Source organism: Idiomarina piscisalsi, from assembly GCF_003987095.1.
Lineage (GTDB): Bacteria > Pseudomonadota > Gammaproteobacteria > Enterobacterales > Alteromonadaceae > Idiomarina > Idiomarina piscisalsi.
This window is the reverse complement of sequence record NZ_PIQA01000004.1, coordinates 1-13,720: the sequence shown is the minus strand read 5'-3', so window position 1 is coordinate 13,720 and position 13,720 is coordinate 1. Positions and strand designations below refer to the sequence as shown.

At 46.7% G+C, this 13,720-nt stretch carries 12 protein-coding genes; 9 read left to right on the top strand and 3 right to left on the bottom strand.

Annotated elements, in window-relative coordinates:
- The first annotated feature begins 12 nt into the window (after nucleotides 1-12).
- From CWI73_RS06600 to CWI73_RS06575, 6 genes are all read left to right on the top strand, one after another.
- Nucleotides 13-558 carry a peroxiredoxin gene (locus CWI73_RS06600; RefSeq protein ID WP_053954553.1) on the top strand — a complete coding sequence of 182 codons (546 nt, stop codon included), beginning with the start codon at nucleotides 13-15 and terminating at the stop codon, nucleotides 556-558.
- Nucleotides 559-572: 14 nt separating this feature from the next.
- Entirely contained in the window at nucleotides 573-1,100 is a 528-nt protein-coding gene (locus CWI73_RS06595) for a carboxymuconolactone decarboxylase family protein (protein ID WP_126752067.1), read from the top strand.
- Nucleotides 1,101-1,228: 128 nt separating this feature from the next.
- The gene (locus CWI73_RS06590) at nucleotides 1,229-2,461 is read left to right on the top strand and encodes a Zn-dependent hydrolase (protein WP_053954551.1); all 1,233 of its coding nucleotides are present in this window, start codon (nucleotides 1,229-1,231) and stop codon (nucleotides 2,459-2,461) included.
- A 66-nt stretch (nucleotides 2,462-2,527) separates the two neighbouring features.
- Nucleotides 2,528-3,964 (top strand): cytochrome c oxidase accessory protein CcoG, encoded by a 1,437-nt coding sequence (gene ccoG, locus CWI73_RS06585; protein ID WP_126752066.1) that lies wholly within the window; start codon nucleotides 2,528-2,530, stop codon nucleotides 3,962-3,964.
- Nucleotides 3,957-4,961, top strand: coding sequence for a serine/threonine protein kinase (locus CWI73_RS06580; protein WP_126752065.1), 1,005 nt, complete (start codon nucleotides 3,957-3,959; stop codon nucleotides 4,959-4,961). The genes ccoG and CWI73_RS06580 overlap by 8 nt, the downstream gene beginning before the upstream one ends.
- 25 nt (nucleotides 4,962-4,986) lie before the next feature.
- Nucleotides 4,987-5,604 (top strand): thiol:disulfide interchange protein DsbA/DsbL, encoded by a 618-nt coding sequence (locus CWI73_RS06575; RefSeq protein ID WP_058576435.1) that lies wholly within the window; start codon nucleotides 4,987-4,989, stop codon nucleotides 5,602-5,604.
- 22 nt (nucleotides 5,605-5,626) lie between these two features.
- On the opposite strand, the gene CWI73_RS06570 is transcribed toward CWI73_RS06575, so the two are convergent.
- Together CWI73_RS06570 and CWI73_RS06565 are read right to left on the bottom strand one after the other, a co-directional pair.
- Nucleotides 5,627-6,856: a mechanosensitive ion channel family protein gene (locus CWI73_RS06570; protein ID WP_126752064.1), complete on the bottom strand. Its 1,230-nt coding sequence runs from the start codon at nucleotides 6,854-6,856 to the stop codon at nucleotides 5,627-5,629.
- An 11-nt stretch (nucleotides 6,857-6,867) separates the two neighbouring features.
- Nucleotides 6,868-7,779: an acyltransferase gene (locus CWI73_RS06565; RefSeq protein WP_126752063.1), complete on the bottom strand. Its 912-nt coding sequence runs from the start codon at nucleotides 7,777-7,779 to the stop codon at nucleotides 6,868-6,870.
- A gap of 123 nt (nucleotides 7,780-7,902) precedes the next feature.
- Here CWI73_RS06565 and CWI73_RS06560 point away from each other — a divergent pair, with 123 nt between their 5' ends.
- From CWI73_RS06560 to CWI73_RS06550, 3 genes are read left to right on the top strand one after another with little or no spacing between them, the layout of a single operon-like run.
- Nucleotides 7,903-8,505: an ImuA family protein gene (locus CWI73_RS06560; RefSeq protein ID WP_126752062.1), complete on the top strand. Its 603-nt coding sequence runs from the start codon at nucleotides 7,903-7,905 to the stop codon at nucleotides 8,503-8,505.
- Nucleotides 8,505-9,911 (top strand): Y-family DNA polymerase, encoded by a 1,407-nt coding sequence (locus CWI73_RS06555; protein WP_126752061.1) that lies wholly within the window; start codon nucleotides 8,505-8,507, stop codon nucleotides 9,909-9,911. The genes CWI73_RS06560 and CWI73_RS06555 overlap by 1 nt, the downstream gene beginning before the upstream one ends.
- 35 nt (nucleotides 9,912-9,946) lie before the next feature.
- Nucleotides 9,947-13,027, top strand: a complete 3,081-nt coding sequence (locus CWI73_RS06550; protein WP_126752283.1) for an error-prone DNA polymerase — start codon at nucleotides 9,947-9,949, stop codon at nucleotides 13,025-13,027.
- A gap of 2 nt (nucleotides 13,028-13,029) precedes the next feature.
- On the opposite strand, the gene CWI73_RS06545 is transcribed toward CWI73_RS06550, so the two are convergent.
- Nucleotides 13,030-13,578: a gamma carbonic anhydrase family protein gene (locus CWI73_RS06545; RefSeq protein WP_126752060.1), complete on the bottom strand. Its 549-nt coding sequence runs from the start codon at nucleotides 13,576-13,578 to the stop codon at nucleotides 13,030-13,032.
- Nucleotides 13,579-13,720 lie beyond the last annotated feature (142 nt).

Here is a 13,720-nt window from a genome sequence, read left to right as displayed (position 1 = left end):
AGGAGACACTTTATGTTAACAGTAGGCGATAAATTACCAGAATTCAGCGTTGTTGCAGCAAAACCTAAGTTCAACATGCCTGAAGAAAACGGCGAAAGCGCGTTCGAAACCATCGACAACAGCAGTTTTGCCGGTAAATGGAAAATTATTTTCTTCTACCCAAAAGACTTCACTTTTGTTTGCCCAACTGAGATTGTTGAGTTCGCAAAACTGAACGAAGACTTCGCAGACCGTGACGCGGTTGTTATGGGCGGCAGCACCGACAACGAATTTGTGAAATTAGCATGGCGCCGTGAGCACCCTGATCTTGACCGCCTGAATCAGTATTCTTTTGCGGACAACGGCTCTTTAGTCGACGGTCTGGGCGTACGTGACAAAGAAGAAAACGTTGCTTTGCGTGCAACTTTTGTTGTTGACCCGCACAACGTGATTCAACACGTATCGGTCAACAACCTGAACGTGGGTCGTAACCCAGCAGAAATTCTGCGTATTTTAGACGGTTTACAAACTGACGAACTGTGCCCATGTAACCGCGCCGTTGGTGGCGACACGCTTTAATAAGGAGTTAATCCATGTCAATTGCCGATTATAAGCAGTTACTCGGTGACCACAGCAAGGATACCAAGCTGAACCTGTCGAGTTTGTTCTCGAATGTGGAAGCGTCAGGCTTAACGGCTGACCAGTTCTACGGAACAGCGCTTTCTTTGGTGTACAGCTTGGCGGATAACGAACTTATCGAAGCTGTGGAAGAAGAAGCCGAAGGTAAAATCGAAGACAATGTGAAGACAGCGGCAAAAACCGCAGCGTCTTTAATGGCCATGAACAACGTGTATTACCGGTTCCTGCACTTATCGAGTGATAAGCAGTTTGGCAAAATGCCAGCCGGTCTGCGCATGAACGCAATGGCTAACCCTGGTGTTGATAAAGCCGATTTTGAACTTTTTTCACTGGCAGTGTCAGCACTGAACGGATGTGGAATGTGTATTGACTCGCACGTGCAAACGTTGCTGAAACACGACGTAACAGCACAAGCGATTCAATCATCCATTAAGTTGGCGGCGGTACTTAATGCAGCTTTGACTGCACGCAAACTGTCGTAAACCCTCTTGGGGCTCCCCTTTGCCCCATGCAACGCTTGCCCGCACTGTCATGGTGCGGGCTTTTTTATGTTCGTTTGGTTGCTCTGCTGGTTTTGTCCTAAGCTTAAAACAAAGGCAAAGGAGGAATTATGCAAGGCATTAATGCTGACCGTTTAAAGAAGTCTGTCCTGGAGCTATCCAATATTGGTTATAACGACAAGGATCACGGGGTGTATCGGTGGGGCTTTACTGACGCCGATATGGAAGCCCGAAAGTGGATGATGGAACAGGCCAAAGCGGAGGGTTTTGAAACCTTTATGGACGGTGCCGGCAATGTTTTTTTCGGCATCGGCGACTTTACCCAGAAGCCGGCTGTGCTAACCGGGTCTCACCTCGATACTGTTCCCGCTGGTGGTATTTTTGATGGTGCCTTGGGCGTGCTTGCCGGATTCGAAGTTTTGCGCTCGATCAAAGAAAACGATATTAAATTGAAGCATCCTGTCTGGGTAGTCGGTACAGCCGAAGAAGAAGGTAGATTTGGTGGTATGATGGGCTCGCAGGCAATAGCGGGCGTTATAAACCCGGACTGGTTAATGTCAGCGCACGATGCCGACAATGTGTACTTGAAAGATGCTATGGCTGCACACGGTATGAATGTGATGGATGTGCTTGATGCAGCCTGGCCACCGGAGCGACTTAAAGCGTTTTATGAGCTGCATATTGAGCAAGGGCCGGTGTTGTTCCAAAAGGAAATAACCATTGGTGCTGTGGAAGGCATATCCGGTGTTTTCAAATGGATAGTGCACTTAAAAGGTAAAGCGGACCATGCTGGTACAGCACCAATGAATATGCGTAGCGATGCGTTTATGGGATTGGCCGACTTTGCCCATGAAATTGACCGAATTATTGCTGAAGATGGCACGGACAAAACCCGTATTACCGTCGGTAAAGTCGACTTAAAGCCGGGTAGTCCGCATACCGTGCCGGGTGAAGCTATATTCACCATAGTCGGCCGCGATATGAGTAACGATGTGATGAAGGAGCTGGCAGACTCGTGCAACAAAGCTTTGTCAGCCATTGCGCGTAAACATCGCTTGAAGTTTGAGTATGAGCAAGTCAGCTGGCTTAACCCAAAAGACTGTTCAACAGCACTGACTCAGAAAATTCTCGATAAAGCCAAAGCACGCAAGTATTCGTGTTTGAAAATGCCCAGTGGTGCTGGTCACGATACACAGTTTTTGGCGGAATTAACCGATGCCGGGCTTATTTTTATACCGTCTGTTAATGGTGTCAGCCATGCGCCCGACGAGTGGTCGCATTGGCATGATGTGGAAGCAGGTTGTAACATACTTTTTGATTGTATAATTGATTCAGCTCAGTGAGCTGCGCAGGGCAGTATGATCCGTTATACTAGGCGCACCTCGCTGTGACACTAAGTGGTATTGTTCATGGAACAAAAGCAAAAGATAACGGTTCAGTCTGCGGACAAAGTTAAAATCCAGCGCCCCGACGGACAAAAGCACAACAACAATTACTCTCCCCGCAGCCGCATTTATGTGCGTAGCGTAAAAGGTGCTCTAGAGTACTTCAGGCGCAGCTTTGGTTTTATTCTCCTGGGCGTATTTGCGCTGCTGCCCTGGCTTACTTATCAGGGCGAGCAAGCCATTTTGCTCGATATTATGGAGCAACGCTTCCGAATTTATGGACTGACCCTGTGGCCTCAGGACTTCACCGTAGTTGCCTGGTTTGCGATTGTCGCGGCGGTTGCTCTGTTTTTTGTAACGACGATATTTGGCCGGGTCTGGTGCGGATTTATGTGCCCGCAAACCACCTGGACCTTTATTTTCATGTGGTTTGAAAAGAAGTTTGAAGGGCCGCGTAATAAGCGTATTAAGCTTGATGAACGCAAAATGGATTTCGACAAGCTGTGGCGAAAAACCGGTAAGCAAGTAAGCTGGGTGTTGGTCGCTTTGCTGACATCCATGACGTTCGTTGGTTACTTTACCGATATTCGTGAACTCTTTATTAATTTCTTCACATTAGACGCCGGCTTTTGGGCTACGTTCAGCGTGCTCTTCTTTACCTTCTGTACCTACGGAAACGCCGGTTATATGCGCGAAATTATGTGTACGCACATGTGCCCGTACGCGCGCTTTCAGTCAGCCATGTTCGATAAAGACACTTACACAGTCTCTTACGATGTCGAACGCGGTGAACCGCGAGGTCCCCGATCGCGAAAAGCGGACCCTGCCGAAAAAGGTTTGGGCCATTGTATCGACTGTTATATGTGTGTGCAGGTTTGCCCCACAGGTATCGATATCCGTAACGGGCTCCAGTACGAGTGTATAGATTGCGGGGCTTGTATCGATGCCTGTAATGACGTTATGGACAAAATGAATTACCCACGCGGTCTCATCCGTTTCACTACAGAACGTAACCTGGCGGCAAAAGATAAAAAGCAGAAGACCAACCCGTGGCGCATGAAAAGTATTGGTTACTTTATTATGTTGCTGGCGGTAAGTGCTGTCTTGATATGGGATGTAGCGACGCGTATTCCATTGGAAGTCGATGTGCTTCGTGACCGTAATCAGTTGTATCGTGAGAACATTGAAGGTCAAATTGAAAACGCCTTCACCCTTAAATTAGTGAATAAATCGCAGCAAGACCAGACATACCGAATAGAAGTCAAAGGCTTTGAACAGTTCGAACTCATTGGAGAAACGACAAAAGATGTTTCTGCCGGTGAAGTGGGCACAATGCCGGTGACCTTAGCGGTACCCCCTACTTTATTAGATGGCCAGGTGACAGAGTTTTACTTTGTGGTGACAGCCGTTGATAATCCGGACATCACAACTGAGCACCAAAGCCGTTTCTTATATGAGTAATTTACTGGATCATTCGTCAGACTTTGCATTTCAGGGTCTGACGCCAGATATTGTTGTTAATGCGTTGGAATCTGTCGGACTGTATCCTGCTTCGGGATTGCTGGCGCTTAACAGCTATGAAAACCGTGTGTATCAATTCACGGACGACGAACGCAAACGTTATGTCGCGAAATTCTATCGTCCCAGTCGCTGGACCACAGAGCAAATACAAGAAGAGCTAAACTTTGCTGAAGAATTGGCGCAAGCGGAAGTACCGGCGGTATCTGCTTTGGCGCTGCAAGGTCAGCGTCTGCATGAATTCGACGGTTATCGCTTTTGTGTCTACCCAAGTGTTGGTGGACGCGCTTTTGAGCCTAATGATTTAGACCAGTTAGAGCGGTTGGGTCGCCAAATTGGCCGAATGCATGCGGTCGCAAAAGCCGGCCGTTTCGAAAGTCGTGAGACAATTACTTATGACGGTTTCGTTGCGCAGTCAGTGGTCGAGCTGAAGCTGTCTGAGTTGCTGCCCGCAGAGTTAAAAAACGCTTTTTTTGCCATTTTGGACCCGTTAGCAGAGCGTCTAAAAAGCATGCCACTGAATCAATTTGAGTTTCAACGCTTGCACGGAGATTGCCATATCGGCAATATTCTTCAATACGATGACAAACTGACCTTTGTCGACTTCGATGATTGTCGCTCTGGCCCTGCGGTGCAGGATCTCTGGATGATGTTGAGCGGGCCTAAAGAAGAGCAGACGCTGCAACTCGATGCGTTAGTCTGTGGCTATGAAGATTTTTGTGATTTTGACACCGAACAAGTGGTTTTAATTGAACCTTTGCGTAGTTTCAGAATCATTCAATATATGGCATGGTTGTCGCGGCGTTGGCAAGACAGTGCATTTCAGCGGGCATTTCCGTGGTTTGCGGAAAGTCGTTATTGGGAGCAGCAAATTCTTGCGCTCAAAGAACAACTGGCGGGGCTTGACGATGCGCCGCTGAACCTTGGTTTTAACGGATAGTTTTAGCAGATAACAGGAAGACGTAATGAAAAATTGGTTAGTCAGTATTATTGGCTCTTTATTGTTAGTGGTTGGTGTCGCTCAGGCTCAGGACTTTGAGGAAGGCGTGCACTACGAAGTGATTGCAGACGAAGCGACCAGCAAGCCTGAAATTACAGAATTCTTCTCGTTTTACTGTGTGCATTGCTACCGCTTTGAACCTATCGCTAAAGAGATGAAGTCAGAATATCCAAATGCGTTTCAAAAAGCCCACGTGTCTTTTATCAGCCCGCGCGGTAATGTCGGCGAGGAAATGACTCAGGCGTTTGTGGTAGCGGAAAAGCTGGGTAAAAGCGACGAACTGTCAGCGGCTATTTTTGATTACAACTTCAACAAGAATAATATGCTGACCAGCAAACAAGACATTCGTAACGTCTTTATTGTGAACGGTGTTTCTGGCGAAGAGTTTGATAAAGCAATGAAAAGCTTCACGGTAAGAACGGCTGCCGCGAGAATGGATCGCCGAGCGACTAATTTAGGTGTTAATGCAACTCCAACTTTTATCGTTAATGGTAAGTATAAAATGCTGCCACAGGGCTTCCGTGACAGTGATGACTTTGCCGGTGACTTTACGGATCTGGCAGGCTACTTATTAGAGAAGTAACCTGCCTGGACAGTAAGAAGCTTTAAGGGTTGTACTTACAATAAGCGCCTTCTTCATTATTGGAGAAGGCGTTTTGATTATTCAGGTACTGATAATTCCGTAAGCCAAATTCCGGTAATACGCTGTACAAGTGCTCAAGAATAGAGCTTTGAATCGCTTCGTACTTGGTCCACTCGGTATCTTTTGAAAAGGCGTAAATTTCTAATGGAATGCCAGCTGCGGTTGGCTGCATTAGACGAGCCATGCAGGTTAAGTCCTCGCGCACTTTAGGATGATGCTTCAGGTAGCCATCCGCAAAAATTCGAAATGCGGTTAGGTTACTGACAGGCTTTTCTAAATCGTTTTCCTTAAGCCATTCATCCACTGACTTTCCAAAATACGTATCAACAACCTTTTCGAGCTGGTCGTCAGACAGTAGCTTTGAGCTATCCAGGTCAATCATCAGAGAGCGTTTCATACGGCGACCGCCTGTTTCAATCATGCCTTGCCAGTTCTTGAAGGACTGATGAATCAGCACATAGGTTGGCAGGTACACAATGGTTTTATCCCAGTTTTCGACTTTAAGCGTAATAAGCCCGACTTCTTGTATGGTGCCATCAACATTGTGATCAGGCAGCTCTATCCAGTCGCCTATTGCAACCATGCGGTTAGTGGCAAGCTGAACACCAGCGACAAAGCCCATCAGTGTGTCTTTGAACACCACCATGAGTATGGCGGTCATGGCACCAAAGCCGCTGAGCAAGTACATGGGCGACTTATTCATGATAATAGCCACAGTGATAATGATGGCCATTAATACCAAGACCAATTTCACAACCTGAATAACGCCGGTTATAGGCACATCTCGCGCTTTTGGTGTGTAGTCGTAGGCGATGGATACAAAGTTAGCAATAGACGTCAGAATACTGGTGATAACCCAGGTAAGATAAATGCCGACAGCCGTTCGCAGGGGTGACTGCCAGCTTTCGAAGTCGCCGGTGAACAACACCGGAATAAAGCTATTAATAATAACAACCGGTGCTAAGTTGGCGCAGCGTTTGAAAAAACCACTGTCTACTAATGCCCGATACCACCGTTCCGGCGCTCGGCGTAGCGCACGTTCAATAGCATGGTCGAATACCCAACGGGCAATGACGTAAGTGATATAGCTTGCGACTAATATAATAGTCACACCGATGACTAAGCTGAGCTCCTGCAAATTGTTTTCGATGCCCATACTTTTCAGCCACTGGCTTACAAACTTAAAGTCCATGGCAACGCTCCTTATCGGGTTTCCGTGATGGTCTTACGGATATCATAAATGGTTTGATCTTTCTCGTGCCAACGCTGATTAAGCCAGTTTTGAAAGTGCTCTTTGAACTTCGGATCATTAGCGTAGTCGCCAATTAAGTCCGCCGTAACTGGCAGTGTTTTGATATCCACGTAAACGTTTTTGAGTCGTCCGCTGAGTAAATGCCAAACAACAGGGCGCGAATCGTTACCTGGGTAAACAATAGTCACGTCTAAAATGGCCTCAAATTGCTCTCCCATTATTTGCATGGAAAAAGCTGTTCCACCTGCTTTTGGAGGCAATAAATTTTTAAACGGGCTGTTCTTTTTCTTATGCTTTTCGGGCGTAAAGCGAGTGCCTTCGCAAAAATTAACAACCGTTGTTGGGATATGTCGGAATTTAGCGCATGACCGTGTGGTTGTGGCGATATCTTTGCCTTTTAGGTGAGGCTTTTTCTCTATCAAGTCTTTTGAATAACGCTTCATAAAAGGCATATCTAAGACCCAGCATCCCCATCCGACAATGGGTATCCACATAAGCTGAGATTTTAAGAAAAAGCGAGGCGTCGGCATATGGCGGCGGGTTAAGTGCATTAATACAAGAACATCCACCCAGCTGCGATGATTCGCCATGACCATATACCAGCCGTTTTCATGGAGATCTAAGTCACCTTTTATATGCCATTCCATGCGTTGAGTCAGCTGGAACATCATTGACATGCAGTAAGCCCAGACGCGGAATAGTCCGTTAGCGGCGGCTGAACACAAGCGTTGAGTTGCAGGAAAAGGCAGAAGAATTTTGAAAACACCGACACCAATAATCAAAACGCCGATAATAGCGGTTGTGATAACTCCCCACAGTAAGTGAGCGATGACTCTGAAGGGAATAAGTAACGATGTCAGCATATTTCCTGGTGCCTTCCTAAAAGTAAATAGTTACAGAAATAATAACTTAAGCCGTGCTTTATGTCTGTTGCGAAAGGGTAAAAAATAATGATACTGTATAAATATACAGTATTGGAGGGCAGTATGCAGCCAAATCTACAGCGACTGATAGAAAAAGGGGTTGTTTGGCAGGGCCAGACAAAAGCATCTCAAGCTGACCATTACATAAAAACAGGCTTTTCCAAGCTTGATGAGCTGTTAGGTGGTGGTTGGCAAACTCCCGGACTGCATGAATGGCAGTTAGAGGCGCCTTTTTCAGAGCAGCGGTTGTTATTGCCGCTTGTGCAACAAGCTATTGAACAGGGGGTTGCTGTGTTTTGGGTAAATCCACCGGCGCAGTTGTCTGCCGCCAGTCTGCATTATCATGACTTAGCCGATGCTATGCATGTTGTGGTTGAGGCCAAAGGAAGTGATGCTTGCTGGGCTCTTGAACAGATATTACAGACGAAAAACGCCATGGCGTTTGCCTGGCTTCCGCAAAAAGAAACGACGTCTCCGAAAGTCCGGCGCTGGTATAAAGCGGCAGAGTCCGGGCAAATGGGCATCGTTATTAGCGGCTTTAGCGATCACCCGGAGGCTCGACCCTATAGTAACCGGTTAAAAATACGTTTAACGGAAAATGGATTAGCTCTGGATATTTTAAAGCGCAAGTCTGGATGGCCTGTTGAGAATATAGAGCTGAGCTAATGTGGTTATATTGTCACTTTCCGCAGTTGCTGTTAGATAGCCTGTTAAGAGCACAGCCCGAGTTTGAGAAACAGGCGGTCGCGCTTTATCAGGTTCAAAACGGACAGTCACTTATTGAGCAAAGTAATCAAGTTGCTCAGCAGGCAGGAGTTAGTCAGGGCATTGCCAGTGTTATGGCTATAGCCCTCTGCGAAGACTTAAAGTTAAAAGAGTACAGTGTGGCAAAAGAAGAAAGGCTTCTTTGTGGCGTGGCTGACCATTTGTACCAGTGGGCGGCCAAATTGGTATTAGAGCCGCCGCAGGGCATATACGTAGAGCTCGATAGCCTCGAAAAGTTGTACGGTGGGTTGTCGAATACGGCGAAAACGTTGCATTTGGCGGTAAAACAATTGGGGGTGAGATCGCAGCTGGCGGTGACTAACAATGCGTTAGCAGCGAAAGTGCTGGCTGAAGCCGATGCCCCGCTGACAATGAATGACGAAAAAACCTGTCACCAGTTAAAAGGTTTATCCATAAAAAGTAGCGGACTGCCGGACAAAGTCGTTCGAGACTCACTATCTGCAGGCATTTTCTCTATTGGTGATTTACTGGACATACCGGTTAGTGACATTGGCCGGCAACTTGGAAAAGAAGCTCTGTTTTATATACAAGAGTTAAAAGGTGAGTTGAAAACGCAGCGAGCGAGTGACTTTTATCAGCCGTCCGAGCGATTTTTTCAGCACGTCGACTTAGTTTCCGAGGTATCTAATTGGCAGGGCTTACGCTTTCCTATGAAGCGGCTGCTTAATGAATTAGAGAGCTTTTTATATCAACGCCAAAAAGTTGTGCAGCATATCAAGTTTCAGCTGTACCAGCGTGATAAAAGTTGTTCAGAGGTTAGAGTTGCGACAGCAAGCCCCAGTTGGCGCGCGCAAAGTTTTTGGTCATTACTGCAGTTAAAAATGGAGCAAGCTCCTTTAAGTGCGCCTGTTTTGGAAGTGTCTCTTCAGGCATCAGACTTTTCTTCATTGTCGGTAAAAAAAAGTCACTTTTTTCATGATGCAAAAGACACCCAGGGCTTATTTCCTCTCATTGGAAAATTACAGGTGAAGCTTGGCGAAAATGCGGTTTATACCCCGGCAGTGAGCGATGATCCCAGGCCCGGTATTAATGAATACAAACAACCGCCCTGCCGTTTCGGCGGTTTCTCCGTCAAGCCTGTTAAGCGGCCTTTATGGCTAAATCACCCTGAACGGGTCAATTTGGATGAGTGGTCTTTAAGCAACGGTCCGGAGCGAAAACGTTGCGGATGGTGGGACAACCAACCAATAGAGCGAGACTACTGGATAGCGACGGACAGTAAGCATCGCAAAGGTTGGCTTTTTTATGAGTCCGGCCAGTGGTATTTGCAGGGATGGTTTAGCTGATCTGGCTTCACACCCAGTCAGCCTGAGATCTTATGATGGCATTTGCAGAGTTACACGCACTCAGTCATTACAGCTTTCTGCGCTCAGCGGCTGCGCCAGAAGAGTTGGTATGCAGAGCAGAAAAGCTAGGCTACTCAGCTATAGCCATTACCGACGAATGCTCGGTTGCAGGAGTTGTTAAAGCCTATGAAGAGGCTAAGCAGCGCGATATTAAGCTCATTATAGGCAGTGAGTTTCATATTACTGACTACGGCACTTTTGTCGTCCTAGCTCCAACGCGAGAAGCCTATGCTGAATTGAGCCAGAAAATTACTGAATTTCGTGGGCGCTCGAAAAAAGGCAGTTACCAGGCGAATATTGAGGACTTTTTTACGGGTTTTTCGGACTGCTTTTTGTTATGGCTTCCGGATTTTCAGCAATCTCAACTCGTGGCTGTTGGCAAAAAGCTTTGCCATGTTTGGCATTCGCGATTTTGGCTATTGTACGAAAGGCATTACCAGGCCGATGACAGCGAGACATTCAATGCAATCGTCGAGCTTAATAAAGTATTAAAAGCCAGGGTAGTTTGTGCCGGTGGCGTGCGTATGGCCACAAAGCAGCAACAACCATTGTTTGACACTATGAGTGCTATACGCGAAGGCCATAGTTTGTATGAAAACAGTGGTGTTGCAAGTGGTAACGCAGAGCGTCATTTACGAAGTTTGCAAGAGCTAAAGCAGTGCTATCCGGCGGCATGGCTGAATGAGTCAAGCAATATAGCCAACCATTGTCATTTTTGCTTATCAGAGCTTCGTTATGAGTACCCCGCAGAGCTTACGCCGAAAGGCCTGTCCGCTACGGCGTATTTACGGCAGTTAACCGAAGACGGTGCGCGGCGACGTTATCCAACAGGCATTCCTGCGAGTGTTAAAGCTCAGTATGAAAAAGAACTGAAGCTTATACAGGAAATGCAGTACGAAGCGTTTTTCCTAACTATCTATGACTTGGTTCAATTTGCCAACAGCCAGGGCATTTTGTATCAGGGGCGAGGCTCAGCGGCGAATTCGGTGGTGTGTTTTTGCTTAGGTATTACCGCGGTTAACCCTTCGCAAATAGAAGTGTTGTTTGAGCGATTTATTTCGAAAGAGCGTAATGAGCCGCCAGATATTGATGTTGACTTTGAGCACGAACGTCGCGAAGAGATCATTCAATACATTTATAAAAAGTACACTCGAAAACGAGCGGCACTGGCAGCAACGGTGATCACTTATCGCTTTAAAAGCGCTTTTCGTGATGTCGGAAAAACGCTGGGTTTTTCTGAGCAACAGTTACAGTTTTATAGCCAGAACTTAGATACCCGAGATAAGGAAGACAGTTGGCAACAACAGTTGATGCAGCAACACCCAAACGTATTTGGGTCTAAAAAAGGACAACTGCTACTCTTGCTTGTCGAGCAGTTAAAAGGAGCGCCGCGACATTTATCTCAGCATGTTGGCGGCTTTGTTATTGCGTCCGACGAGGTTGCCCGGCTGGTTCCGGTGGAAAATGCATCGATGCCTGAGCGCACCGTTATTCAATGGGATAAAACCGATTTAGAAACACTGGGTCTGCTTAAGGTCGATGTGCTGGCGCTGGGAATGCTGACAGCACTACGTAAAATGCTTGCGTTAGTGAACGAGAAAGGCACAAATAACGGTAAGTCATTAACCCTTGCAAATATCCCTCAGGAAGACCAAACCGTTTATAAGCAGCTTCACCAAGCTGACTCTATGGGTATTTTCCAAATTGAGTCGCGGGCGCAAATGACCATGCTGCCAAGGCTGAAACCAAAAACGTTTTACGATCTGGTTATTCAAATTGCTATTGTCAGACCCGGGCCTATTCAAGGCGACATGGTTCACCCTTATTTACGGCGCCGAGATGGCCTGGAAAATGTGAACTATCCCAGCGAAGAGGTTCAATCGGTACTGAAGCGTACTCTAGGCGTGCCAATATTTCAGGAGCAGGTTATAAAACTGGCAATGGTTGCAGCTGGGTTTACCGGTGGAGAGGCCGACCAATTACGACGAGCCATGGCATCCTGGGGTAAGCGGGGTCAGTTAACGCACTTCGAGCATAAACTAATAAAAGGAATGCGGGAGCGAGGCTATACGCAGGACTTTGCAGAGCGCTTATTTCGTCAAATTTGTGGTTTCGGGCAGTACGGCTTCCCGGAATCCCATTCTGCCAGCTTTGCGAATCTAGCCTATGCCTCAGCTTGGTTCAAAACGCACTATCCTGCCGCATTTTATGTCGGTTTACTGAATAGCTTACCGATGGGGTTCTATTCTGCCTCCCAACTGGTTCAGGACGGACAGCGGCACAATGTCGAATTTTTACCTGCTGATATTAATAAGAGTAACTGGGATTATGAGTGGCTAAGCCAGGAGCCCAATGTTGTAAGAATTGGATTACGACAAATTAAGAGCTTGTCAGAAGTACGTATAAAAGAGTCGTTAAAGCACCGACCTGAAGCAGGCTTTAAAGGGCTGAAAGATTTAGAAAACGCAGGACTGAATAAGTTTGATATACAGGCGTTGGCAAAAGCGGATGCGTTGCGAAGCGTTTTAGGACACCGATACCAAGCTCACTGGGAAAGCCTCAGTGAACGAGACAGCCAAATGCCGTTGTTCGCTCAGGTATCCGACTGCCCTGCTCGTCAGTTACCGGCGCCTCAGGAGGTTGAAGACATAAAAGCAGACTATGAAACACAGGGTCTCAGTTTAAGACGCCACCCTGTTACCTTATTACGAGCTCACTCAAAAGAGCTGAGTCGATGCGTTGTCGCAAAAGAATTAACCGACTGTCGCTCAGGACAGGTGTTATCCGTAGCTGGTTTAGTAACCTGTAGACAGAGACCCGGAACAAGTAGTGGTGTTACATTTTTTACTCTAGAAGATGAAACGGGCAATATAAATGTGGTTGTTTGGGCGCATACGGCCAGACAGTTCAGACAAGCCTATTTGACCAGCAAGTTACTTTGGGTAAAAGGTGTGGTCGAAATAAAGTCAGGTGTTGTTCATGTCATAGCTGGGAGGTTAAAAGACTTAACCTCCCTACTGACTATTGAAAGAATCGAAAACCGTCGTTTTCATTAATATCAGGAAACGGGGCTTACCTGCAGTAGGTAGTCGTCTTTCAGGTCTACGTAGTTTTGCGCCGACTGGCTGAGAAACGCAGACTCTCCTTTATTAAGCTTACGTTTTTTTTCAACGGGGCTGCCAACATACAAATAACCGCTTTCCAGGCGTTTGCCGGGAGGAACTAAACTCCCTGCCCCAATAATTACATCATCCTCAACAATAACATCATCCATGATAACGGCAGACATACCGACCAAAATGCGGTTACCGAGCTGACATCCATGCAACATACAGTGGTGACCGACGGTCACATCGTCACCAATGATAAGTGGATGCCCGTCAGGGTTCGATGGTGACTTTCGGGTAACATGTAATACGGTGCCGTCCTGAATGTTGGTTCTTTTGCCGATACTGATTGAGTTTACGTCGCCTCGGGCGGCAACCATCGGCCAAACACTACTGTCGTCTCCGAGAGAGACATTTCCTACAATGACCGCGCTAGGATCTAAATAGACGCGCTCGCCAATAATAGGCTCATGTTCTTGATAACTGCGTAAGTCCGCCATATTGGGCTCCAACGTTAATAAAGAGTTACTCCTTTTATAGCAGATGATGTGGTGAAGATCATGCACCGCCTTATTCTGCACATAAAAACAGCGTGTTGCTGAAACTTTACGCAGTCAGTAAAAAAACAGTTAAAAAGGCATA

Excerpts from the sequence above, each read along its gene's own strand:
- ccoG (WP_126752066.1), top strand. The coding sequence starts at position 2,528 with ATGGAACAAAAGCAAAAGATAACGGTTCAGTCTGCGGACAAAGTTAAA.
- CWI73_RS06550 (WP_126752283.1), top strand. The coding sequence starts at position 9,947 with ATGGCATTTGCAGAGTTACACGCACTCAGTCATTACAGCTTTCTGCGC.
- CWI73_RS06580 (WP_126752065.1), top strand. The coding sequence starts at position 3,957 with ATGAGTAATTTACTGGATCATTCGTCAGACTTTGCATTTCAGGGTCTG.
- CWI73_RS06545 (WP_126752060.1), bottom strand. The coding sequence starts at position 13,578 with ATGGCGGACTTACGCAGTTATCAAGAACATGAGCCTATTATTGGCGAG.
- CWI73_RS06595 (WP_126752067.1), top strand. The coding sequence starts at position 573 with ATGTCAATTGCCGATTATAAGCAGTTACTCGGTGACCACAGCAAGGAT.
- CWI73_RS06570 (WP_126752064.1), bottom strand. The coding sequence starts at position 6,856 with ATGGACTTTAAGTTTGTAAGCCAGTGGCTGAAAAGTATGGGCATCGAA.
- CWI73_RS06565 (WP_126752063.1), bottom strand. The coding sequence starts at position 7,779 with ATGCTGACATCGTTACTTATTCCCTTCAGAGTCATCGCTCACTTACTG.
- CWI73_RS06555 (WP_126752061.1), top strand. The coding sequence starts at position 8,505 with ATGTGGTTATATTGTCACTTTCCGCAGTTGCTGTTAGATAGCCTGTTA.
- CWI73_RS06590 (WP_053954551.1), top strand. The coding sequence starts at position 1,229 with ATGCAAGGCATTAATGCTGACCGTTTAAAGAAGTCTGTCCTGGAGCTA.
- CWI73_RS06600 (WP_053954553.1), top strand. The coding sequence starts at position 13 with ATGTTAACAGTAGGCGATAAATTACCAGAATTCAGCGTTGTTGCAGCA.
- CWI73_RS06575 (WP_058576435.1), top strand. The coding sequence starts at position 4,987 with ATGAAAAATTGGTTAGTCAGTATTATTGGCTCTTTATTGTTAGTGGTT.
- CWI73_RS06560 (WP_126752062.1), top strand. The coding sequence starts at position 7,903 with ATGCAGCCAAATCTACAGCGACTGATAGAAAAAGGGGTTGTTTGGCAG.